Origin of the sequence: Streptomyces sp. DT224 (assembly GCF_049844595.1) — a bacterium.
Lineage (GTDB): Bacteria > Actinomycetota > Actinomycetes > Streptomycetales > Streptomycetaceae > Streptomyces.
The window spans coordinates 388034-411015 of record NZ_JBNCLI010000008.1 but is presented as its reverse complement, the minus strand read 5'-3'; the positions used below and the strand labels follow the sequence as shown (position 1 = coordinate 411015).

Annotated in this window: 14 protein-coding genes and 1 pseudogene; 6 read left to right on the top strand and 9 right to left on the bottom strand. The window is 72.2% G+C overall.

All coding sequences use genetic code 11. The features are described from left to right. Window positions 1-25 precede the first annotated feature (25 nt). On the top strand, window positions 26-2023 hold the full coding sequence (locus ACLQ2N_RS22335) for a right-handed parallel beta-helix repeat-containing protein (protein WP_425815702.1): 1998 nt from the start codon (window positions 26-28) through the stop codon (window positions 2021-2023). A 78-nt stretch (window positions 2024-2101) separates the two neighbouring features. On the opposite strand, the gene ACLQ2N_RS22330 is transcribed toward ACLQ2N_RS22335, so the two are convergent. From ACLQ2N_RS22330 to ACLQ2N_RS22320, 3 genes are all read right to left on the bottom strand, one after another. Further along, window positions 2102-2833, bottom strand: coding sequence for a GntR family transcriptional regulator (locus ACLQ2N_RS22330; RefSeq protein WP_425815700.1), 732 nt, complete (start codon window positions 2831-2833; stop codon window positions 2102-2104). Window positions 2834-2942: 109 nt separating this feature from the next. Further along, window positions 2943-3929 (bottom strand): acetylxylan esterase, encoded by a 987-nt coding sequence (locus tag ACLQ2N_RS22325; RefSeq protein ID WP_425815698.1) that lies wholly within the window; start codon window positions 3927-3929, stop codon window positions 2943-2945. Window positions 3930-4004: 75 nt separating this feature from the next. After that, window positions 4005-4850, bottom strand: coding sequence for an amidohydrolase family protein (locus ACLQ2N_RS22320; protein WP_425815696.1), 846 nt, complete (start codon window positions 4848-4850; stop codon window positions 4005-4007). 218 nt (window positions 4851-5068) lie between these two features. Between ACLQ2N_RS22320 and ACLQ2N_RS22315 the strand changes: the two genes are divergently transcribed. After that, the gene (locus tag ACLQ2N_RS22315; protein ID WP_425815694.1) at window positions 5069-6910 is read left to right on the top strand and encodes a hypothetical protein; all 1842 of its coding nucleotides are present in this window, start codon (window positions 5069-5071) and stop codon (window positions 6908-6910) included. After that, on the top strand, window positions 6907-7845 hold the full coding sequence (locus ACLQ2N_RS22310; RefSeq protein WP_425815692.1) for an aldo/keto reductase: 939 nt from the start codon (window positions 6907-6909) through the stop codon (window positions 7843-7845). Before ACLQ2N_RS22315 ends, ACLQ2N_RS22310 begins: the two co-directional genes overlap by 4 nt. A gap of 417 nt (window positions 7846-8262) precedes the next feature. Here the strand turns inward: ACLQ2N_RS22310 and ACLQ2N_RS22305 are convergent, their stop codons facing one another. Genes ACLQ2N_RS22305 through ACLQ2N_RS22295 form a run of 3 tightly spaced genes read right to left on the bottom strand, consistent with a single transcriptional unit; the run spans window position 8263 to window position 11479 of the window. Then, a complete protein-coding gene (locus tag ACLQ2N_RS22305) occupies window positions 8263-9048 on the bottom strand; it encodes a DeoR/GlpR family DNA-binding transcription regulator (RefSeq protein ID WP_425815690.1) in 786 nt (261 codons plus the stop codon). Next, entirely contained in the window at window positions 9045-10097 is a 1053-nt protein-coding gene (pdxA, locus tag ACLQ2N_RS22300) for a 4-hydroxythreonine-4-phosphate dehydrogenase PdxA (protein ID WP_425815688.1), read from the bottom strand. Before pdxA ends, ACLQ2N_RS22305 begins: the two co-directional genes overlap by 4 nt. Next, window positions 10097-11479, bottom strand: coding sequence for a four-carbon acid sugar kinase family protein (locus ACLQ2N_RS22295; protein WP_425815686.1), 1383 nt, complete (start codon window positions 11477-11479; stop codon window positions 10097-10099). Before ACLQ2N_RS22295 ends, pdxA begins: the two co-directional genes overlap by 1 nt. A 260-nt stretch (window positions 11480-11739) precedes the next feature. Here ACLQ2N_RS22295 and ACLQ2N_RS22290 point away from each other — a divergent pair, with 260 nt between their 5' ends. Then, window positions 11740-12735: an aldo/keto reductase gene (locus ACLQ2N_RS22290; RefSeq protein ID WP_425815684.1), complete on the top strand. Its 996-nt coding sequence runs from the start codon at window positions 11740-11742 to the stop codon at window positions 12733-12735. Between the two features lie 214 nt (window positions 12736-12949). Then, window positions 12950-13294, top strand: a pseudogene (locus ACLQ2N_RS22285) (ISL3 family transposase); the annotation flags it as partial. Between the two features lie 121 nt (window positions 13295-13415). Here the strand turns inward: ACLQ2N_RS22285 and ACLQ2N_RS22280 are convergent. Next, on the bottom strand, window positions 13416-16157 hold the full coding sequence (locus tag ACLQ2N_RS22280) for a family 78 glycoside hydrolase catalytic domain (RefSeq protein ID WP_425815682.1): 2742 nt from the start codon (window positions 16155-16157) through the stop codon (window positions 13416-13418). 11 nt (window positions 16158-16168) lie between these two features. Next, window positions 16169-17695, bottom strand: a complete 1527-nt coding sequence (locus ACLQ2N_RS22275) for an alpha-L-fucosidase (protein ID WP_425815680.1) — start codon at window positions 17693-17695, stop codon at window positions 16169-16171. A 72-nt stretch (window positions 17696-17767) separates the two neighbouring features. Here ACLQ2N_RS22275 and ACLQ2N_RS22270 point away from each other — a divergent pair, with 72 nt between their 5' ends. Then, a complete protein-coding gene (locus ACLQ2N_RS22270) occupies window positions 17768-19984 on the top strand; it encodes a beta-galactosidase (RefSeq protein WP_425815678.1) in 2217 nt (738 codons plus the stop codon). Here ACLQ2N_RS22270 and ACLQ2N_RS22265 read toward each other — a convergent pair. Further along, window positions 19927-22938 (bottom strand): glycoside hydrolase family 2 TIM barrel-domain containing protein, encoded by a 3012-nt coding sequence (locus ACLQ2N_RS22265; RefSeq protein WP_425815676.1) that lies wholly within the window; start codon window positions 22936-22938, stop codon window positions 19927-19929. The genes ACLQ2N_RS22270 and ACLQ2N_RS22265 overlap by 58 nt on opposite strands. Between the last annotated feature and the right edge of the window lie 44 nt (window positions 22939-22982).

The window sequence follows — 22982 nt, the reverse complement described above, 5'->3', positions numbered from 1 at the left end:
CCTCTGGAGAAAGAAGGACCATTCAGTGTCGAGGAGATGGTGGCCACGCCCCGGTACGGGCTCGTGGTCCGCAGCCGCCCTGCTCGCTTCGCTGGCCGTCGTGACGGCCGCCGTTCCGGCCGCCGCGCACCCGCATCCGCACAAGTCCCGGGCGGGCGCGGTCTACTACGTCAGCCCGTCGGGCCAGGACTCCCGCACGGGCACCAGCGCGGGTCAGGCGTTCCAGCACATCCAGCGGTGTGCCGACGTCATGGGGCCCGGCGACACCTGTCTGATCCAGTCCGGTACGTACGCCGAGACGGTCGTGCCGGCCCGGTCGGGCACCGCTGCGCTGCCGATCACCTACCGGGCAGCGCCGGGGGCGGAGGTGACGCTGAGCGGGACCGCGCCGGTGCGGGGTTTCACGCCCGTCACCGGCGCGGACGTCGCCCGGATCGCCGAGACCGATCCGTACGCCCAGGACTCGGCGTTCAGCGCCGCGGTGGCGGCCGGACACGTCTACAGCACAGCCGTCGACCTGGGCTCCGACGTGACGACCGTGCAGGTCTTCACGGACGGGAAGGCGGGCGTCGAGGCTCAGTGGCCCTACCCGGGGCTCGACCTGCTCGACCCCGCGCTCCAGTACGCGGACACGGGGAGCGCGGACGCGACGATCGCCGACGCGGCCCTGACCCGGCCCGCGGGGTACTGGGACGGCGCGCGGGCCCTGACCGGCTACTGGTACATCTCGGCGACCGGCACGGTGAAGAGCTCCGCCGTCGGCTCGGTGACGCTCGACGTGGCACCCCCGTGCGCGCACAAGATCGTGCCGAAGGAGACACGGTACGCCCTCGCCGGAAAGATCGGTGAACTCTCCCGCCCGGGCGAGTGGTTCTACGACCCCGCCGCCAGACGTCTGTACCTCTACAGCGAGGACGGCCCGGCCGCCCACACCATCGAGGCGAAGACCCGCACCCTGGCCTTCGACCTGACGGCCACGAGTCACACGACGGTGGCGGGCATCGGGCTGTTCGCCTCCACCATCAGGACGGGACCGACCAGCACGGGTGTGACGCTGGACGCGATCGACGGCACGTACCTGTCGCACTACACCGACATCACGCGCGGCGCGACGGACTGCGGCAGCACGGTGACGCGCGGCGTCGGCGACACCGGCATCGTCCTCGACGGGACGTACAACACGATCATGAACAGTGATCTGTCGCTGAGCGCGGGCAACGGCATCGCCCTGCGCGGCCAGAACAACACCGCCACGAACAACGTGATCCACGACGTCGACTACATGGGGACGTACGCGGCGGGCATCGCCGTACAGGGCAACAGCCAGACGGTCACCCACAACACGATCAGCCGGGTCGGCCGCAGCGGCATCAACCTCCAGTGGAACACAGTGGAGGGCCTCACCCCGGGCAAGGATCTGATCGCGTACAACGACATCTCGGGGTACGCCCGCCTCAGCCTGGACGTCGCCGCGATCTACACCTGCTGCAGCGCCTCCATGATGGGGACGTCCATCGACCACAACGTGCTGCACGATCCGGAGCCGGCCACGACGCTCACCACCTTCGGGATCTCGGGCGTCTACGCCGACAACGGGCAGAGCGACCTGGTGATCGCGAACAACGTGGGCTGGGGCAACCGGGAGGGCACCGTGATGCTGAACGGTCTGGGCACCGGCTCGCACGACAACGGGGTGTACAACAACACCGGTGGGATGACCCTGTTCTACGTCAAGGAGCCGGGGCAGTCGACCGGAACGAAGATCTACAACAACGTCGGCGCCATCCGCGGACTGACCGGTGCCACCGACGGCGGTCTGGTGCTCTCGAACAACCTCCCGGCGGAGTCCGATCCACTCTTCGTCGACGCGGCCGGGCACGACTTCCGGCTGACCGCCGACTCGCCCGCGCGAGGGCAGGCGATCGCGCTGCCGGGCATCAACGACGGCTCGACGGATGCGGTGCCGAGCCTCGGCGCCTACCAGTACGGGGCGCCGAAATGGGTGGCAGGGGCAACCCGTTGAGTGCGAGCGCGTAAGGCCGCACCCCCGACGCGAGAAGGCCCGAGCCGGATGTTCGGCTCGGGCCATCGACGCGCGGGCTCAGTTGTCGGCTGCGGTCCCGCGCGGCTTCCTCTTCGTCCCACGCGCGTCCGGGACCGGTCCGCGGCCGGCCGCGTGGTCGGCGAACGCCTCGGCCGCCGATTCGGCGTCGCGGGACCGCAACAGTCCGACGAGCCGGCCGTGCTCCTCCGCCATCGCGCTCCAGTCCCCCTCGAAGAGGGGGTCGGAGATGGCACGCAGCGTGCGCAGGCTCGGTTCGACGACCTCCCACATCCGGGCCAGGAACGGGTTGCCCGCGATCCGGCTGACCAGGGTGTGGAACTCGATGTCGGCGTCGCGGAACAGGCTCACGTCGTTCGCGGCGACGGCGTCCCGCATCCGGTCGACCAGCGCGTCGAGTTCGCGGAGGTGGTCGTCGGTGAGGTGTTCGGTGGCGAGCCGGGCGGCGAGCCGCTCCAGCGGTTCGCGCACCTGCCGGGCGTACTCGGCGTCCTGCGCGGAGATCTCGACGACGAAGTGGCCGCGGCGGGGGACGTGCATGAGGAGGCCCTCGCGGGCCAGGCGCTTGACCGCGTCCCGCACCGGAGCCTGGCTCACCCCCAGGCGGCGGGCGATCTCCGACTCGACCACGCGGTCGTTCGGTCCGAGGTCGCCGTCGACGACGGCCTGCCGGAGCAGCTCGTAGACCTGATCCGAGATCAGGGTCTTGCGGAACCGGTCCTTGTTCGTGGCCAGCGTGGAGACGAATCCAGCCGACGCGGTCGATGCCATGTATTCCCAATCCTGCGACGGGTGACCAGTTGTGACATGGTACGCGCTCATCGTCTATCGATGGAATCCAAGTGGAGGATGCACGAAGAACGAGGGACGGCCCCGGACATCAGGCCGGGCCGTCCAGCCGCTTGGCCAGCCAGTCGAGTTTCACGACCTCGTGCGTGGGGCCTCCGCCCTCGTGGTCGTTGAACGGATAGGCACGTATGTGCTTGTCCGCCTGGTCGACCCCGGCTATGGCGCCGTAGTGGTTGAACGCCGCGTACCCTGTCGAAGGCGGGCAGATGTGGTCCATGAGCCCGACCGAGAACAGGGTCGGCGCGTTCGCCCGGCGGCCCAGGCTGACGCCGTCGAAGTACGCCAGCGTGCGGGCGACCGTGCCCGCGTGCTCCCTGTGCCGCTTCACGAACTGGGTGACCTCGGCGAACGGCGGCTTGTCGGTGATCGTGGTGGCGCGCGGGAAGTGGCAGAGGAACGGCACGTCCGGCATGACGGCCACGAGGTCCGGGACCAGACCCGCCGCAGCCAGTGCGATGCCGCCGCCCTGGCTGGTTCCGGTGACCACGACGCGCGTGGGGTCGACCGAGGGATGGGTGCGTACGGCGGCCACCGCGCGCACGGCGTCGGTGTACACGCGCCGGTAGAAGTAGCGCTGCGGGTCGAGCACCCCGCGGGTCAGGAAGCCGGGGACGGCGATGTCGCCGGAGGCCGGATCGGGGTCGGGTGTCTCGGCGCCCTGCCCCCGGGTGTCCATCACAAAGTGCGCGTAGCCCGCACAGGCCCACAGCGTCTTCTCGTGCGGGGCCCCGCGCCCGGTGCCGTATCCGAGGTACTCCACGACGGCGGGCAGCGGTCCGGAGCGGGTCGCGGGCAGGTGCAGCCAGCCGCGTACGGGGTGCCCGCCGAATCCGGCGAACGTCACGTCGTACGTCTCGATGGTGGCGAGCCCGTTGTGGACCGATTCGAACGTCACGGTGGGAGCGAAGTCCCGCTGTGCGTCCAGGGTTTCGCGCCAGAACACGTCGAAGTCCTCGGGCTCGTCCAGAGCCGGGCGGTACCGCTCCAGTTCGTCCAGGGGCAGGTCGAACAAGGCCATGTCGCATCTCCGCTGAGGTCGGGGCCGGTGGGCCCGTGGGATTTTCATCGTCTGTCGGTCGTCGAAGTAATCGGATCAGGGGGGGTCCGACGGGTGCCGGACACGGCCGAGGCCGTACACCCGGACGGCGTTGGTGTGCAGGACCCTCCGGCGCTCGTCGTCGGGGAGGCGGCCCAGCCCGAGGCAGGCGAGTTCCAGGGAGTGGGTGCGGCTGCCGCGCGGCAGGCAGATCGGCCAGTCGGAGCCGATGAGGCACCGGTCGGGCCCGACCACGTCCACCACGCGCCCGACCAGTTCCGCGATCCGTTCGGGCGGAACGCCGTGCTGCTGGGTGAGCAGGCCGGAGACCTTGACGACCACGTTCGGCGTGGAGGCGGCCCGCTCCAGGTCCCGGAACCAGTCCCCGGGGTCCAGGCGGAGGTTCGGCGGGTTGCCGAGATGGTCGACGACCACGGTGAGTTCCGGGTGCCGGTCGGCCACCTCTGCCGCGGCCCGGAGCGCCCCGGAGCCCAGGTTGAGCTCCAGCACCAGCCCGGCGGAGGCGAGTTCCGGCACCAGCGCGCGGGCGGAATCCGGGCAGTCCGCCCAGCCCGCCCCGCCCATCCGCATGCCGTTCGGCCGGGTGTCGCCCAGGTCGGCCAGCAGCTCCCGGAAGCGTCGGGGGCCGCCCTTGCCGTGGACGTGCAGATTTCCCACGTACCCCACGACGAGGTCGGGGCGGCTGGTCCGCCATGCGCGCAGGTCGAGCGTCTCGCCGGCGTCGCCTCGGGAACTCTCCACCAGGATCGCGCCGGACACCTCGGCGTCCTGCGTCGACGCCTCCAGGTCCTCGATGCGGAACGCCCGGTGATGGGGGCCTCCCGGGCGGATCCAGGGGAAGCCCAGAGCCGGGTCCCACAGGTGCACATGGCAGTCGATCACGGTCGGGATCCTCCTGAGGTGCCGTTCCCGAGTATTGACAGGCCGACTCACTCCGGTGAGTCTAACCATCGGCTATCGATGGTCGATTGTGAAGGGCGGATGTTCTTGATGTCCAGGGACCGGCGGACCAGTGGGGCGAACTTGCTTGATGGGGTGGGCCGATGACAGCCGTCACCGTGCCCGGTCCCCGGCTCCGGGCGACCCGCACTCTTACCGAAGTGCCTCTCTGGGCCTCGCTCCAAAGGGAGTTGTTCGCCCGTCAAGACAGGGCGTGGCGGCTCTTCTCCGACCGCTACACCGAGGGCGACGGCCGCCTCGTATTCCGGGACACGCTCGGCGTGGGGCCGGACGGCCGCGATGGCGTGGACGACTTCTACGAGCCGTTCTTCAACTGGCCGACGCTGTACCTACTCGGCGGCAGCGCGGATCTCCTGGCGGCGGCACGGCGGCACTGGAGCGGCGTGTCCGCGCAGCTCACGGAGATGGGCATGCTCCGGGACGGGCTGGAGCGCGGCTACGACTGGTTCCACCAGGGCGAAGGGCTGCTGCTCTTCTACGGCCTCTGCCTGGCAGACCCCGACGACCGCCGGCTACGGCAACTGGCGCACGCGTTCGCCGACTTCTATCTGCCCGGCGGACCGAACTACGACCCGGTGCACCGGGTCGTACGCGCACCGCACAACGGATCGGCGGGCCCGCGCGAGGGGTTCGGCGACGGGGAGCCGTACTTCCCGTGGAGCCTCGCCCTGCGCCCGTACGGGCTGCCGCTCGACGCGATGGACGACGTCACCTCCTTCGACCGGCTCGCGGCCGACCCCGAGCGCGCCCGCTCCTACGGCCGTGCGATGTGGGACCGGATGGGCCGCGGTGACACGATCGTCAATCTGGCCGCGACAGGGCTGGCCACGAACGCCTTCCTCCTCAGCGGCGAGCAGCGCTACGCGGACTGGGTGTCCGAGTACGTCGGCGCATGGCGGGAGCGGCTCGACGGACACGACGTCGTGCCCGACAACGCGGGCCTCAGCGGCAAGGTGGGCGAGTACCTGGGCGGTCGGTGGTACGGCGCGCACTACGGCTGGTCCTGGCCGCACGGCCTCTCCCCCGTGGGCAGCGCCACCCTCGTCGGAGCCTCGAACGCGGCCCTGCTGACCGGCGACCAGGGCTACCTCGACCTGGCCCGCAACCCGCTCGACGCCGTGCTGCGGCAGAGCGAGCAGCGTGGCGCCGACGGCCGGGGCACCCTGGGCGAACGCTGGGATCCGCACGTGGACGCGATGGACGCCGACCGGACGCTGATGGTCCCGCAGCGGCACAACGACTCCGGCTGGTTCGACTTCACCGTGATGCCCGGCCAACTTCCCCTCTCGCTTTGGCACTTCAGCCGGGAGGACGCGGATCAGGAACGTATCGAGCGGCTGCGTGCGGGCGCCGGCTGGGACTGGACCACGGTGCACACCCAGCGCATCAAGGACGAGGCCGGCCACGAGGAGCCGTGGTACGAGTTCCTGCAGGGCCGGAATCCGGGCTTCCCCGAGCGCATGCTGCGCAGCGCCCTCGACTCCTGTGCCGCACGCGTCGAGGCCATCGAGAACGACCCGGTGGACCCGGCGGTGGGCCCCGGCGTCCTCGACATCCACCACTGGCAGAACCTCAACCCGGTGGTCACGGAGGCGCTGCTGCAGCTGACCACCGGCTCCCCCCAGGTGCTCTACAACGGGGGACTCACCCACATGCATCTGCGTTACTGGGACGCGGCCGGGCAGCGGCCGGGGCTCCCCGCGGACGTCGCGGCGCTCGTCTCCGACATCCGCCCCGAGCGCACCGTCGTGGACCTGGTCAACCTCGGTGGCACCGCGTGCTCGCTGGTGGTGCAGGCGGGCTCGTTCGCCGAACACACCGTGCACACCGCGCAGGTCGACGACGGTCCCGTCGAGGACGTGGGCGGCCCCCACTGCCGCGTGGAACTGCCCGGAGGCACCCAGGTGAGGCTGACCCTGACGATGACCCTGCGCGGCACCCGGCCGACCTGCGGCACCCCGTTCCGGGAGGAGGCGCGGTGACCGTCCGGTTGCCCTTCGACCTGCCCCGCCTGGGCATCGGAACCGCCCCGCTGGGTGGCCTGTTCGAGGAGGTGTCCGAGGCTGACGCGGTGGCCATGCTGCAGGCCGCGGCCCGCGAGGGGATCACGTACTTCGACACGGCACCGCGCTACGGGCACGGCCAGGCGGAGGACCGGCTCGGTCGCCTGCTGGCTCCGGCGGGCATCACGGCGCCGCTGATCTCCACGAAGACGGGCTGGCTGCTGCGGCCGAAACCCGACGGATCGCCGGGCGAAGTCGTCACGGACTGGACGGAGGCCGGGATCCGCGCGTCCCTGGAGTCGAGCCTCGACCGCCTGGGCCGGTCGTCGGTCGACGTCCTCTATCTCCACGACCCCGACGCCTTTCCGGACGAGGTCCGGCGATCGGCCTACCCGGCGCTGCGTCGGCTGCGGGACGAGGGTCTGGTACGGGCAATCGGGTTCGGCATGAACAACACTGCGCCGCTCGCCGCGTACGTGGCGGAGTTCGACGTGGATGTCGTCCTGGTCGCGGGCCGGTTCTCGCTCCTGGACCACGACGCGCTGGGAACGCTGTTGCCGCTGTGTCTGAGGACCGGCACCTCGGTCGTGGTCGGCGGGGTCTTCAACACGGGTCTCCTCGCCGACCCCTCCCCCGGCGCGATGTTCAACTACCGTCCCGTTCCGGAGGGGGACCTGGTCCGCGCGCGACGGTGCCGCGACCTGTGCGCGGAGTACGGAGTGCCGCTCGCCGCGGCCGCGATTCAGTTCCCCTTCCTGCATCCGGCCGTCGCGTCGGTCGTCGTCGGCTGCCGTTCGGCCGGCGAGGTCACCGCGAACGCCGCGGCATCGCGGTTTTCCGTGCCGGACACGTTGTGGCAACGGCTGGGCCAAGCGGGTTTCGTGCCGCCGGAGCTGGTGCCCGGCCTGGCATGACGCCGCCGGGCGACCAGGGCGTCACGGCGGAACGACGTCGCGACGCCGACGAGGGTGAGGGCCCTGCTGCCGGGGCCCTCATGCCCGTCGGCAGGGACCACTGGGCGGGGCGGCCAGTACAGCCACCTCTCCACGACGGCGGAGATTCCGCCATGGAAGAGCTGCGGTTGCGGCCCCGACACGCCATCAGACAGTCACCCACCCAACAACCTGACAACGCCCGTTGAACTCATTGCCGATCGCCGGCAGCCGCGGCAGGCGGCAGGCGGAGTCGATCGCGGCTTGGGTGGCGTTCTCGGTCAAGCCTCGCCGGCCGGCGGGAGAGGCGCACCGGGCCTCTCCCATGGTGGCCGCCGCCCGCTCGTGCGGCGGCCACGTACGTTCGGCCGCACGGGTGTTGGGCGCCGCTGTCGCAGGTCAGTCGGACGTCGGTGGCGCGAGCAGCAGTTCGATGTCGCGGGCGCGCAGCGCTTCGAGCAGGGCCGGGTGGGCCGAGGTGTCGGTGACGAGGGTCCAGCCTGGCTGCCAGGGGGCCCAGGCGTGGAAGGGGGCAGTTCCCAGCTTCGCCGCGTGGGCGAGGACGTACACCCGGTGCGACCGGCGCGCCATCAGTTCCTTGAGCCTGATCTGTTCCGCGTCGGCCTCGCAGATCCCGAGTTCGGGCGAGACGCCGTCGGTGCCGAGGAACACCGCGTCGAACGTCATGCGCTCCAGCGCGGCTTCGGTGAGCGGGCCGACGAACGCGTGGCTGAGCGGCCGGTAGTGGCCGCCCAGGCAGGTGAGGCGCACGCCGTCGGCCCCGCCGAGTTCGCACACCGCGGACAGGCTGGGGGTCGCGACGGTGACCCCGTCCGCCACTGCGCGCAGGGCGCGGGCCAATGCGGCCACCGTGGAGCCGGCGTCGAACAGGACCGTGGAGCCCGGTGCGATGAGGGTCACCGCGAGTGCCGCGATGGCCCGCTTGGCCTCTGCCGCCTCGGCAGTACGCCGCTGCAGGGACGTCTCGGCGGACGCGGTCAGCGCCATCGCCCCGCCGTACGTGCGGGCGAGGCGTCCGTCGGCGGTGAGGCGGGCGAGGTCGCGGCGGATCGTGGACGGGCTCACCTCGAAGCGCGCGCTGAGCTCGTCCACTCCCGTCGGGCCGGCTTCCTCGGCCAGCTCCACGATGCTTTCGCGCCTGGCGCGGGCTTCCGCACTGGTCATCGGTGCCTTTCGGTGGCAAGGGCGACCGCCTGGCGAAGCGCCTCGACCATGCTGCCGCCCCGGGCGGTGCCGGTTCCGGCGATGTCGAACGCGGTGCCGTGGTCGACGGAAGTGCGGATGACGGGGAGTCCGACGGTGACGTTGACGCCGTTCTCGATGCCGAGGACCTTGACCGGGGCATGGCCCTGGTCGTGGTACATCGCCACGATCAGATCGTAGTCCCCCCGGGCGGCCAGGAAGAACGCCGTGTCCGCGGGAAGCGGACCTTGGGCGTCGATGCCGTCGGCGCGCAGCGCCGCGAGGGCGGGAGCGATCTTCGTCTCCTCCTCGCCGTTTCCGAAGAGGCCGTTCTCGCCCGCGTGCGGGTTGATTCCGCAGACGCCGATGACGGGGTCGGCCGTCCCCGCCCGCACCAGGGCCTGGTGACCGCGGCGCACGGTGCGCTCGACCAGTGGCGGATCGATGCGGTTCACCGCGTCGATGAGGCCGATGTGGGTGGTGACATGGATGACGTTCAGCTCAGGGGTGGTCAGCATCATCGACACCTCGTCCACGCCCGTCAGCCACGCGAGCAGTTCGGTGTGTCCGGCGTAGTCGTGGCCGGCGAGCCGCAGGGCCTCCTTGTTGAGGGGGGCCGTGCAGATGGCGTCGACGTCGCCGCGCACCGCCAGCCGCGCGGCCTCCTCGACGTAGCGGTAGGCGGCCTCGCCCGCCTCCGGGGCGAGCCGCCCCCACGGCAGGCCGACGGGGAGCAGGTCCAGGTCGACGACGTTGACGCGGCCGGGAGTCCAGTCGGCGTCCCCGGGGCCGGACACCGTGACCACGGTGTCGCCGCTGCCGACGAGGACGGCGGCCTCCCGAAGCCTGCGGGCGTCACCGATGACCAGGGGTCGGCAACCGTGGACGATGTCGGGGTGGCCGAGCGCCCTCATGACGACCTCGGGGCCGACACCCGCACCGTCCCCCATGGTGACCGCGACCAGGGGGCGGTTGTCGTCGGCCGGCATGGCCGTCCGGGTGCGGTCGGGGCTGTGTGAGGGGGCATTCATCACGGTCCTCCATCGGATGGGATGTACGTACCTTCTGGCGTTCGGAGCGTTATTGCGGCGCGGGCCGGGCTGATGCGGTCCGGGAGCAGTGCCTCGACCATGCGCACCAGCGAGTCCGGGCCGCCGTGGCTGCCCGGACGGATGACGACGCCGCGTCCTTGCGGGGTGCGGCAGAGCGCGGCGCCGTGGTGTACCTGTCCGACAGGCAGCAGCGAGGTGACGGCGAGCGCGTCCAGTAGCGTCCGGGCGGTCTCGCCGCCGGTGAGGACGAGATCGGCGTTCGACGGCAGCCGTCCGGCGACGGCACGGCACAGGCCGCGCACGAGGCGGGACGCCGCCGACGGATCGACCGTGCCGGTGGCGGCGATGCTGAACACCGTGACCGGGGCGGGCAGTCGGACGGGGCCGGGACCCGTGTACAGATCCCGAGCGCGGACGTGCCCCACGGCGGGGACGTGGTGCCCGGTGTCCGGTGCGCCTGGGCGTCCGCTCCAGCGGTCGGCGATCAGGGAGGGGGCAGGAAGGGCGATGTGCTGGGCACCGCGCGCGGACAACTGCGCGATCTGCGCAGCCGCGCCGCGGTGTGCGGTGCCGACGACGACGGCGACCGGACGGGGTGTATCCGGCCCCGGCCGGCCGGGGCCGGGGTGCTGTCCCCCGGGGCCGATGCCCTGCCCGCCGGCCGCGGACCGCCGGCCCAGGGCGGCGACGATGCCACCGGCGCCTATGGTCCGTACGGACCTCGGCAGCCTGAGCAGGGCTGCTGCGAGGGTGTCCAGGTCGGCGTCCGTCTCCGCGTCGCATACGAGGGCCGTGCCGGCGGCGAGACCGGAGCGCAGCCGGTGTTCCAGGCTCCGCGCCCCGGACCGCACGTCATCCAGGCTTACGGCGACGGTAAGGGCAGCGCCGAGCGCCTCGGCCACCGACCGGGGCGCCGGTCCGGACTCCGCCTGCCAGGCGTCGGTGCAGTGCAGGGGGACTCCGTGCAGCCATACGACCCCGTCGCGGACGGTCCGGCCGGCCGCGGGGAGCGCGGGTATCACCAGGAGGCCCTCCGCCCCTTGGCCGAACGCCCGTGCCTCTGAGGCGAAATGACCCCGCAGCAACGAGTCGGCCTTCTTCACCAGCCGTACGCCGACCGGTTCGTGGCGGCGCACCGCGTGCGCCACGAGCAGCGCCGCCCCGGCGGCGCTGCTCCGCCGCGAGTCGAGGTCGATGACCCGGGTCCGCCCGGGGCGACCCGGGGCGGTCGGGTCGAGATCGATCGCGCGGCAGCCGGGCAGCAGGGCCGCGCACTCCGCCGCACCGGACAGGTCGTCCGCGATCACCACGAGCGAAGACCCCACTTCGTCGACGAACCCTTCGAGCGGCGCGGGCGGCACGTGCGGCCTCCTTCTCTCCTCCGTCGCCCGTGGCTTACTCGCCTGCGGGCATGCCCGAACGACCGCCGGGGCCACGCACGATGCACCCTGACACAGCCCCGCGGCGGTCCAGGTCTTCGCGGCCAGCATGACAGCCCTGCGCACTTCGCGCGAGACCCCTTGCGTGAAGTGCGCAGGCCTGCCACCGTCGACTGCACGCCCCGCGGCCCGGAGTGCCGTGCGGGTTCGGCACCATCGCCGCCCTTGTGGAAGGAATCCCCATGGTCACCGCCCGCGACGTCCATCTCCCGGGCATAGCCGTCCCGTTGTCCCCTCTGGTGCTCGGCACCATGACGTTCGGTGACACCGTCGACCGGGCGGGCGCCGCCGATCTGCTCGACATGGCACTGGACGCGGGCATCACAGGGGTGGACACGGCGAATGTCTACGCCGGCGGTGAGACGGAGCGCATTCTCGCCGGGCTGCTGCCGTCACGACGCGACCGGGTGGTACTGGCCACCAAGGCCGGCATCCCGCATCCGGACCAGGAGGGCCACGCCCCGCTGTCGCGTGAGGGACTGCGGGCCGCGCTGGAAGGCAGCCTGAAACGGCTCGGAACGGAGTACGTCGACCTCTTCTATCTGCACCAGCCCGACCATGCGACACCTGCGGCCGAAACGATGGAGGCGGTTGCGGAGCTGGCGTCCGAGGGCCGCATTCGCGCACTGGGTGTCTCCAACTTTCCTTCCTGGCGGGTGGCCGAACTCATGCGGCTCGCCGACGAGATGAACGCGCCGCGGCCCGTTGTGGCCCAGCAGCTGCACAATCTGCTGGCCCGCCGCATCGAGGAGGAGTTCATCGAGTACGCCGCACACCCGACGGCACGCGGGATACGCCTGATGGCCTTCAACGCCCTGGCAGGCGGCTTGCTGACGGGGCGCTACTCCGGGCGGGAGAAGCCCGGCGCCGGCCGGTTCACCACCTCCCGTCTCGCCGACGCCTACCACGACCGCTACTGGAACGACGAGCTCCTCGCGGCCGTGGACCGGCTGACGGACGTGGCCGGGCAGGCCGGCATCCCGCTCGCCGCCATGGCGCTGCGCTGGCTGCTGCACCAGGACTCCACCCACGCGGTCCTGATCGGCTCGTCCAGCACCGCCCAGCTGCGCAGCAACCTGGAGGCGGCCGCGGCAGGCCCGCTCCCCGAGGACGTACTCGACGCCTGCGAACAGGCAAGCAATGGCCTGCGCGGCCCCATGCCGCCGTACCACCGCTGAGGGCTGTCCCGCCACGACGCCCCGCAGACGCCCCCACCCGCACCCGGCGCCGGCGCTCGGCGGAGCAGGCGACGCCTGCTCCGCCACTACTGGAACCCCGGCCGCACTCCCCCACAACGGGTCCGTCGAAAGAGCGGCTCTGTTCCGTAGTCGGTGGTGACGGCTGGTAGCGGGCGTCGTCGAGGTTGTATGCGAGATGCCAACTCTCTCGTGGGTGCCGACGGGGACGGTGCACCGATACCACCCCCGGGCGGTTGCGGAAGTGTCGGTCGATGGCCGCCGGGGCGTGTCAACGTCCGGGTACGACGTCTGGTCTGCCCGGTCCCGGGCTGCCGGCGGCAGACGTTCCGTGAGCAGGTCCCTGGGCTGATCGAGCGCTTTCAGCGCCGCACCACACGCCTGACCAGCCAGGTCTCGGGGGTGGTCAAGGAGTTATGCGGCCGGGCGGCTGCCCGGCTCGCCCGCATACTGGCCGTGCCCGTCTCGTTCGCCACCGCCCTGCGGATGCTGTGGATCCCCCCCACCTGCGGTGCGGATCCCGCGGGTTGTCGGGGTCGAGATCACCCGCAAACGCAGCGAGCCGTGAATCAAGGTCCCCCTCTCCACTGGGTATGCAGGAGAAGCCGGAGAACCTGGTCGGCATCGAGCGGGTGGCGGTCAGCGGCAGGCACGGCGAGAGTTCAGCGATCGGAGACTGGACCGACCCCGGCGCAGGGATCACAGACGGGCGTCGCCGGTCCCGGACCCGGGGAACCGCAGCCGCAGTCCTCGTCGCTGCACGCGACGAACGGGTGGCCCGTCACCGTCGCCCTCCGGGCGTCGGCAACGTACGGCACTTCGAACACATGGCGTCCCGCGCCCCTGGTCAGTGGCGCTCCGCCGCCCGGGAGGTGGATGTCGGCCTGCGCCCCGGGCGGTACCAGGACCTCCACGATCAGGGTCGTCGCTTCGATGCGCCAGCCGGCCTCGGCCCTTCCGTAGGGCGTGAGGTGGGCAGCTCGCGCACGCGTCAGCGTGCCCCCGGGCGTGGGTGCCACCCGTATGCGGCGCCAGCCGGGTGCGCCGGCGGCGAGACCTGCCACGGTGCGGTGGAGCCAGTCGGCCACCGAGCCGAGCGCGTAATGGTTGAAGGACGTCATCTGCCCCGGGTTGACGCTGCCGTCGGGCAGCATCGAGTCCCAGCGCTCCCAGATCGTGGTGGCCCCCATCGTGACGGGGTAGAGCCAGGACGGGCAGTGCCGTTCCGCGAGCATGCGGAGGGCCAGCGGAGCATGCCCGGCCAGGCAGAGGGCCTCGCAGATCAGCGGGGTTCCGGCGAAGCCGGTGGCGATGCGGAACCCGGCCCGGCGCACGAGCTGCGCGAGACGGTCCCCGGCGTGCCGCCGCTGTGTCTCCTCGGGGAGCAGGCCGAAGCACAGCGCCAGCGCGTAGGCGGTCTGGGAGTCGGACGAGAGTCGTCCGGCCGGGGTGACGAACTCGTCGGCGAACACGCCGCGAAGGCGGGCGGCGAGGGCGCGATGGCGGGCGGCGTCGTCCTTCTCGTCGAGCAGTTCTCCGATGTCGGCCAGCAGGTCCGTGGAGTGGACGAGGTGGGCCAGGGCGACGAGCCCGGCATCGGTGCGCGCCGCGGCGGGGTCATCCGGTGGCGCCGCCGGGTCGAGCCAGTCACCGAGCTGGTCAGGGTCCCGCCACAGCCCGCCGCCCTCGGCGCCGTGGCCGGACGCGCACGCGATCCACGCGGTCATGGAGGGGTACTGGGTGCGCAGGAGCTCAAGATCACCGGTCTCCCGGTACAGCGCCCACGGGACCAGGACCGCGGCGTCACCCCACAGGGCGTGCGGCTGCCCGCCCATGGACGGGTCGAGTATGTCGGGGACCACGAGGGGCACCGAACCGTCGGGGCGGGCCAGTTGTTCGGCGGCGAGGTCGCGCAGCCAACCGGACAGCATGCCGGTGCAGCCGTACAGAAACGCGGCGGTGGGAGCGAACACGGCGAGGTCGCCGGTCCAGCCCATCCGTTCATCACGCTGTGGGCAGTCGGTGGGGAGGTCGACGAAGTTGCCGAGCAGCGAGTGGACGACGTTCTCGTGGAAGCGGTTCACCGTCGCGTCCGAACTGTCGAACCATCCGGTGCGCTCCAGGTCGGTGTGGAGGACGACGGCCTCGACCGCGGTCTCGTCGAAGGGGCTGGGCCAGCCGTCGAACTCCGCGTACCGGAACCCGTGGAAGGTGAAGCGGGGCTCCCAGATCTCGGACTCCCCCGTGCCGCGCAGCACGTAGGTATCGGTGGCAGCGGCCCCGCGCAGAGGACGCACCGCGAGTTCGCCGTCCTCAAGGACCTCGGCGTGGCGCAGGGTGACGGTGTGCCCGGCGGGACCCGTGACGCGTATCCGGAGCCGCCCCACGAGGTTCTGACCGAAGTCGGCCACGGTGCGGCCGGAGGGTGTGGTGAGCACCTCGCGAACGGGGACCGTGCGCGTACGGCGGACCGGTGGGCCGGTGGGTGCGGCGATCCGGGTGGTGGGCGGTGGGAGTTCGCGCACCCGGGGCCAGTCACGGGTGTCGTGTCCGGGCCGGGACCAGCCGTCCCGCTCCAGTCGGGCGTCGTAGTGCTCGCCGTCGTAGAGCTCGGAGCGCAGCACGGGGCCGGTGGCCCAGTGCCAGGCCGAATCGGTGGCGACGGTCCGGACGGTGCCGTCGGTGTGGTGCAGCTCCAGCTGGGCGAGGAGCGCGCGCCGGCGCCCGTAGTGGTGGCGGGTGCCGCCGTCCCAGCCGAGGCGTCCCGTGTACCAGCCCTCGCCGAGGAGGGCGCCGATCGTGTTGGGGCCTGGCCGCAGCAGCGCGGTGACGTCGTGGGTGCGGTGGCGCAACCGGTGGTGGTAGGAGGACCAGCCGGGTTCGAGTACCTCGTCACCGACGCGGACTCCGTTGATCTCGGTCTCGTAGACGCCCAGGGCGGTGGTGTAGAGGCGGGCGGAGGCGATGTCCGCGTCGATGCGGAAGTCCCGGCGGAGCAGAGCCGCCGGCAGTGGGCCCTCGTCGTCGCCGGTGTCGGGGGTGACGAACGCGGCGTTCCAGTCGGCGGGGTCCAGCAGACCGGTCTCGACGTCGGCGGGCACGGACCAGGGGCTGGGGGTGTCCTCGGCGCCGCCCCACACCCGTACCTGTACGGTGGCGCGGGTCCGCGAGGCGAGCGGGGGGCCGGGCCAGGGAACCAGCACGGACTCGGCGCCGGGAGTGCGCCCGGTGTCGGCGAGGATCACGCCGTCGGCTCCGGCGATCCGTACCTGGTAGGCGCGCTGCGTCCAGTCGGGTTTGTCGGTGAGGGTCCGCCAGCTCAGGCGCGGGGCGGGTTCGCCGATGCCGAGGGCGTGGCGGTGGTGTTCGAAGGTGGGGGCCGTCACCTTCGCCGGGTACTCCACGGTGGGTCCTCTCAGTCCAGTTCGACGCGCAGGACCTGCGCGTACGGGGTGGGGGGCCGTCCAGCGGGCAGGTGGACATCGAGGCTGTTCCGGCCCTCGGTCCAGCGGACCGGGATGTCGGTGCCGAGCAGGGTGATGCGGCGGGGCGGGGCACTGACCAGGCCCCGCGAAGGGGCGAGGCTCTCGATGCGGACGGTGCGGTCGTCGGGCCAGGCCATCAGGAAGACGTAGAGGGTGCGGCGGTCGGCGCCGACGGTGAAGCGGAGGTCCTGCGGGGTGTAGACGAGCGCCTTCTCTCGCGCGCGGTCGCCGGTGACGTTGGTGGGGCCTTCTCCGTAGACCTTCCAGGGGCGGCTGCCGAAAACCGCTTCGCCGCACCTGTCGGTCCAGGCGCCGAGCGAGTCGAGGACGGCGCCGGTCGGCTCGTCGATCGTGCCGTCCGGGAGCTGGGGGACGTTGAGGAGCAGGCAGCCGTTCTTGGACACGGTGTCGACCAGCAGGTGAACGATCTCCGGGGCTCGCTTGTAGCGCTCGCCGTCGGCGTAGAACCAGTCGCCGATGCTGGTGTCGTACTGCCAGGGGTGCGGGTCGAGACCGCCGAGCTGCCCGCGTTCGACGTCGAGGAGTACGGCACCGCGGTCCTCGTCGGCGATGGTCTTGATGGAGACGGTCCCCTCCGGCCTGCGGGCGTAGTAGTCGGCGAGGAACTCCAGGCCGCGGCGGCTGGGCGGGACCGCCTCGCACACGCTCCCCTCGTCGAAGGGCATTCTGGAGTCGTCCAGGTAGACGAGGTCGGCGTCGTGGCGGAGGGCGACCTCGCGCAGCCTCGCGTAGAAGTCGTCGACGAAGGCCTGGTCCGGCTTGTCGCCGGGGCGCCGGGGGCGGCCGTACAGGGCCCGCGGGTCGAGCCCTTCCCACCAGGTGCCGGTCCCGTCGGCCGCGGTGAGGTGCCCGTCGTACGGAACGCCCGCGTAGGGGCCGTCGATGTCCCGGCCGAAGGCCGAATCGAGCCAACGCCACGTCCAGGAGCCGGCGTGCATGCTGACGCCGAAGCGGAGTCCGGCGCCGCGGGCGGCATCGGCCCAGCGGGCGACGATGTCGGTGCGCGGTCCGACGTTGACGGAGTTCCACGGCTGGCGGGAGGAGTCCCACAGGTCGAAGTTGTCGCAGTGCGCCGCTAGGGAGACGAAGTAGCGGGCGCCGGTCCTGCGGAAGCGGTCCATCAGCTTCTCCGGGTCGAACCGTTCGGCCTTCCAGGAGTGGCACAGGTCCTTGTGGCCGAAGACGGAGGGGTGGCCGAAGTGTTCGCGGTGGTGGACCGCCTGACGTGCTGTCCGCTCCCGTTCGAATCCTTCGGTGCCTTCGTAGGGGCCGTAGAGGTGGCGGGCGTACCAGTCGCCTCTGCGGGCCGCGGACTGTGGGCCCCAGTGGGCCCAGATACCGAGCTTCGCGTCACGGAACCAGTTTGGTACCCGGCGGCCGCGCAGCGATTGCCAGTCGGGTCGGTAGGTGTTCCTCGGGGCGTGGTCGGCGGTCATGCAACTCCCTTTCCCTTGACGGCATTCAGGTGGCATGCCACCTTCTGGGCCATGTCTGACTTCCTCGAACGAATGAAACGACCGGAACGGGGCGATCGACGCGACCGCCGCGAGCCAGCAGCCGCGGACACCGACCGGGTCCGGGTGGGGGCCGCGTATTACCACGAGTACCAGCCCACCGACCGCCTGGAGACGGACCTCGACCTGATGGCCTCGACGGGGCTCTCGCTGATCCGGGTCGGCGAGTCGGTGTGGTCCACCTGGGAGCCCGAGGACGGGGTCTTCGACGTGGACTGGGTGGTGCCGGTCCTGGACGGGGCGCACGCCCGCGGTATCCGCGTGCTGCTCGGCACTCCGACCTACGCGGTGCCGCCGTGGCTGCAGCGCGCCCATCCGGAGATCGCGGCGGTACGGGCGGACGGCGGCCGGGTGCCTTGGGGCGCCCGGCAGGAAGTCGACTTCACCCACCCGGTGTTCCGCAGGTACGCGGAGCGGGTGGTGCGCCGTGTCGCCGCGGCGCACGCGGACCACCCCGCGGTGGCCGGGTTCCAGGTGGACAACGAGCCGGGTCTGCTGCTGTTGCACAACGACGGGGTGTTCGAGGAGTTCCTGTCCCGGCTGCGGGCACGGTACGGGAGCGTCGAGAGGCTCAACTCGGCGTGGGGACTGACCTACTGGTCGCACCGGCTGTCCTCCTGGAACGAGCTGTGGAGGCCCGGCGGCAACACCACGCCGTCCTACGACCTGGCCTGGCGCCGCTGTCAGGCGGATCTGACGTCCGAGTTCATCGCATGGCAGGCGGACCTCGTGCGCGAGTACGCCCGGCCCGGTCAGTACGTCACGACCTGTCTGGCGGTGACCCGCCCGGCAGTGGACGAGGAGGCCCTGACGGCGGCACTGGATGTGACGGCCGGCAACGTCTACTACGTGGCGCAGGACGAAGTGGCGCTGCCCGACGAGGGCCGCCGGCACGAGGGCGGCTGGTTCGGCCAGGGAGTGTGGCAGGTCCACCTGTCGGCGGACCGGCTGTGGGGCGCCCGTCAGGAGCCGTTCCTGGTCACCGAGACGAACGCCTCCTCCATCAACGCGTCGCACGCCAGCCATCCCGGCTACGAAGGGCAGTTGCGGCAGGCCGCCTGGACGCTGGCCGCGCGGGGCGCGCGCCTCGTGCAGTACTGGCACTGGCACACACTGCCGTACGGTGCGGAGACCTACTGGGGCGGTGTCCTCGGGCACGACCTCGAACCCGGCAGGGTTCAGCGAGAAGTCGCCCGGGTGGCTTCGGAGTTCGAGGCGGCCGGGGACTTCCTGACCGGGCTGGTGCCGGACGCGGACGCGGTGTTCGTCCGGTCCGTGGAGAGCGACTGGGCGATGCGGTGCCAGCCGCCGCTGTCGCTCCCGGGGACCTTCACCCCCGGTCCCCGGTCGTACGAGCGCATCTTCGGCGCGTTCTTCAAGGGGTTCTTCGACGCGGGCGCGCAGGCCCGGATCATGTCGCCCCGGCAACTCGCCGACTCGCTGCGCCGCTCCCCCGGCACGCTCCCGGGCATCCTGGTGGTGCCCGCTCTGTATCTGTGCGACAGCGAACTCCCGGATCTTCTCGACGGGTACGCGCGCTCCGGCGGCCACCTGGTGCTGACGTTCCGCACCGGTTACGCCGACGAGGAGGCGCGGGCCCGCGCCGAGACGGCCCCGGGTGCGGTGCTGCGGGCGGCGGCCGGGGTGCGCTGCGTGGAGTACTCGAATCTGACCGGCCCGCTGACCGTCACGGCGGCCGAAGGGTCCGGGCTGGCGCTCGCATCCGGTGCGCGGGCACTGGAGTGGGCCGACGGCCTGGAGGCGGACGGCGCCCGGGCGCTCGCGCACTACGTCCACCCGCACTTCGGACAGTGGCCTGCCGCGACCGTCCGGGACCACGGGCGGGGCCGGGTGACCTATGTCGGGACGCTGCCGGACAGCGCCTTCGCCGAGGCGCTGGCCCGGCATGTGGCGGGCCGTAGGACCGCGGCGGCGTGCTGGGGCCCGCTGCCCGCCTCGGTGCACGTGACGTCGGCCCGCAACGGGCTCGGCGAGCGCCTGTGGTTCGTCCACAACTGGGCGTGGGAGCCGGTGCGGGTCGCGGTACCCGAGGCGGTGTGGGACGTGCTCGGCGAGGAGCGTCTCGCCCCGCGTGCGGAGCTGCGGCTGGGCGCGTGGGACGTCCGGGTGCTCCGTGCGGACGGCGGCGCGGGTCACGCCGGACCGCTGAGGGTGAGGGGACACAGCAGGAACTCCATCCGCCAGGGCTGAGGCCGCAGCTGGTGACGGTCGAGGGGTGCCGGCCCGCAGGAGGCGCTGCCGAGTCCGTGCTGGGCGACGTCCAGGTGGACGTGGAGGTGCTCGCCCGGCACGAGATCGTGCGGATGGGCGGCCGCTTCGAGCTGCTCGACGGACCAGGGGCGGACGGTGAGGCCGAACGCTCCCGTCCCGCCGGCCGCCTCCACGCGAAGCCCCCGGCCGGTGTCGGGGTCGGTCAGTTCGGCCCAGCGGACGTCGGCCCGCCGTCCGTTCTCCTGCGGGACGACGTAGGGGGTCTGGAGGGCGGCGACGTTCGCGGTGAACAGTCCGACGCGGGCGGCCTGTGCACTGTCCGGGTACGCCTCTCCCGGGCCCTTTCCGTACCAGCGGACCCGGTCGTGGCGGGCGGGCAGCGTGAAGCGCACACCCACGCGCGGCAGTGTCAGCCCGGCCCAGGGGCCGTCCGGGGTGATCTCGACGGTCAGCCGCAGCGCCTCGCCGTCCGGGGCCCAGGTGTGGCGGACGCGCAGACCGTGCGGCAGCCCCTCCGGCGCCGACCTGGACCGCACGAGCGACTCGTGCGGTCGCCGCTCGACGCTCTCGGTGCGCAGGACCAGGCGGTCCAGCCCGGCGTTGCGCCACAGGCGCAGCACGGAGTTCGCGCCCATTCCCCGGTCGTTGTCGGTGGGCGCCCGCCATACGTCGAGGTACGGGCCCTCCAGGTCCAGGCCGGCCAGGACTGCCGGCAGTCCGGTGCGCTCGTCGAAGGTGCCGGCCGCCGGGGTTCGCCCGGACCCGGTGGCCGCCGGGCGGGGGACGGGCCCGCCGACGCGGGCCTGGGCCCAGGCGACCTCCTGACCGGCGGGCGCCCACGGTTCGTCGGCCGCCAGCACGGCCCGAACGGTCAGCCAGGTCTCCCCCGCGGGCCCGGCAGCCCGGCCGGGCGCTTCCGGCGGGCGGGGCAGTTCCGGGAAGGGCATGTCCGCTTCCTGGCGCGCGGGCACCGGTGGCGTCTTCAGCTCGCCGTCCGCGACGGGGGCCCCGTCCGTCTCCAGGGTCCAGCGGAACACCAGGTGCCCCAGGTCCCGTGCGTCGTACCGGTTGCGCAGTACGATCCGGCCGGCCTCGGGGTCGAGGCCGATCCCGACCGGCTCGACGGCCTTCTTGTACGCCGCGAGGCCGGGCGAGGGGGTGCGGTCGGGGAAGAGCAGCCCGTCGATGCAGAAGGTGCCGCCGTGGGGGCTGTCCCCGAAGTCGCCGCCGTAGGCGAAGTACGTCAGGCCGTCCTCGCCGGTGCGACGCAGGCCGTGGTCGATCCACTCCCAGACGAAGGCTCCGGCGCAGCGCGGGTGCGATTCCAGGGTGCGCTGGTACTCGGTGAGCGAGCCGGGGCCGTTACCCATGGCGTGCGCGAACTCACAGAGAAGGAAGGGAAGTTGCCGTCTCCGGGCCTCCACCTCGGGGGTGTCGGCCGTCTCGGGGGGTGTCTCCTCCTCATGGCGGCCGATGCGGTCCACCTCGTCCACGGGGGCGTACATCAGACTGTAGAAGTCGGAGTGGCGGTAGGTGCGGTCCCGTTCGTAGTGCAGCGGCCGCGACGGGTCGCGCTCCCGGGTCCAGTCGGCGAGGGCCTGCAGGTTGGTTCCGTGGTGGCTCTCGTTGCCCAGGGACCAGATGACGACGCTGGGGTGGTTCTTGTCGCGCTCGACGGTGCGCCGCATCCGGTCCAGGATCATCGGGTGCCACCGGGGGTCGTCGGCGGGGTTGCCCACCCAGTCGGCGTGGATGAAGCCGTGGGTCTCCAGGTCGCACTCGTCCACGACCCACATGCCGAGTTCGTCGCAGAGGTCGAGGAAGGCGGGGTGCGGGGGGTAGTGCGCCGTGCGCACCGCGTTGATGTTGTGCCGCTTCATCAGGAGCAGGTCCTCGCGCATGGTGTGCTGTCCGATGGCGCGGCCCCGGTCGGGGTCGTGCTCGTGCCGGTTGACGCCGCGCAGCAGCACGGGGACGCCGTTGACGGTGAAGCGGCCGTCGCGGATCGCCACGGTGCGGAAGCCGATGCGCAGGCGGACGGGTGCGGCGCCGGAGAGGGGGGCGAGGTCGGCGGCGTACAGGCGGGGCAGCTCGGCGCTCCACGGTTCGACGCCGGGCAAGTCGATCGGCCGGTCGGCGGGGTGGTCGTGGACGCCGAGGCCGGGCAGCGACACGAGTGCGGGGACGTCGGACTCGATGCGCAGGGTCCCGCTGCCCCGTTCGTGGTCGTAGGAGGCGTGCACGAAGTAGTCGCCGATCGATCCCGGCGGGACCTCCAGCAGCGTCACGTCGCGGAAGATGCCGGGCAGCCACCACATGTCCTGGTCCTCCAGGTAGCTGCCGGAGGACCAGCGGTGGACGCGTACGGCGAGGTCGTTGCGGCCGCGGCGCAGCGCGGGCCCGGCGTCGAACTCCGAGGGCAGCCGGCTGCCCTTCGATGTTCCGAGTTCGACACCGTTGAGCCAGACCTTGAAGCAGGAGTCGACACCTTCGAAGCGCAGCACGGTGGAGCCGCCGCCGCTGACCGGCCAGTCGTCGGGCAGGTCGAAGGTGCGGTGGTGGTCGCCGGTCGGGTTGGCGTCGGGGACGTGCGGCGGGTCGATGGGGAACGGGTAGGCGGTGTTCGTATAGCGCGGCAGGCCATGGCCCTGGAGGACCCAGTGGCCGGGGACGGTCAGCGGTGACCAGGAGGGGGCGTCCTCGGCGGGGCCGCCGGGCGCGAGGAAATCGAGGGGCGCGTCGGCGGCCGGCGACAGACGGAAGGACCAGGTGCCGCCGAGGTCCAGCCGCCGGCCCCCGAGGGGGAAGTGGGCGCGTGGCGCGCGGCGGCCGCTCCCCGGCGTCAGATCGGCCCAGTAGGCCGCGGAGGCGGTGGTGTCCGTCGGGTCGCCGTGGTGCGGTGCGGTCGCCGCCGATTGGTCCGTGTCCGTCATCGGTCCCTCTCCTTCGGCCGGTGGCCGCTGTGGCACTCGTGGTA

What these genes read in the sequence shown, in the direction of transcription:
- ACLQ2N_RS22275 (WP_425815680.1), bottom strand. Translation starts at nt 17,695, where the DNA reads ATGACCGCCGACCACGCCCCGAGGAACACCTACCGACCCGACTGGCAA.
- ACLQ2N_RS22290 (WP_425815684.1), top strand. Translation starts at nt 11,740, where the DNA reads ATGGTCACCGCCCGCGACGTCCATCTCCCGGGCATAGCCGTCCCGTTG.
- ACLQ2N_RS22330 (WP_425815700.1), bottom strand. Translation starts at nt 2,833, where the DNA reads ATGGCATCGACCGCGTCGGCTGGATTCGTCTCCACGCTGGCCACGAAC.
- ACLQ2N_RS22305 (WP_425815690.1), bottom strand. Translation starts at nt 9,048, where the DNA reads ATGACCAGTGCGGAAGCCCGCGCCAGGCGCGAAAGCATCGTGGAGCTG.
- ACLQ2N_RS22265 (WP_425815676.1), bottom strand. Translation starts at nt 22,938, where the DNA reads ATGACGGACACGGACCAATCGGCGGCGACCGCACCGCACCACGGCGAC.
- ACLQ2N_RS22270 (WP_425815678.1), top strand. Translation starts at nt 17,768, where the DNA reads ATGAAACGACCGGAACGGGGCGATCGACGCGACCGCCGCGAGCCAGCA.
- ACLQ2N_RS22325 (WP_425815698.1), bottom strand. Translation starts at nt 3,929, where the DNA reads ATGGCCTTGTTCGACCTGCCCCTGGACGAACTGGAGCGGTACCGCCCG.
- pdxA (WP_425815688.1), bottom strand. Translation starts at nt 10,097, where the DNA reads ATGAATGCCCCCTCACACAGCCCCGACCGCACCCGGACGGCCATGCCG.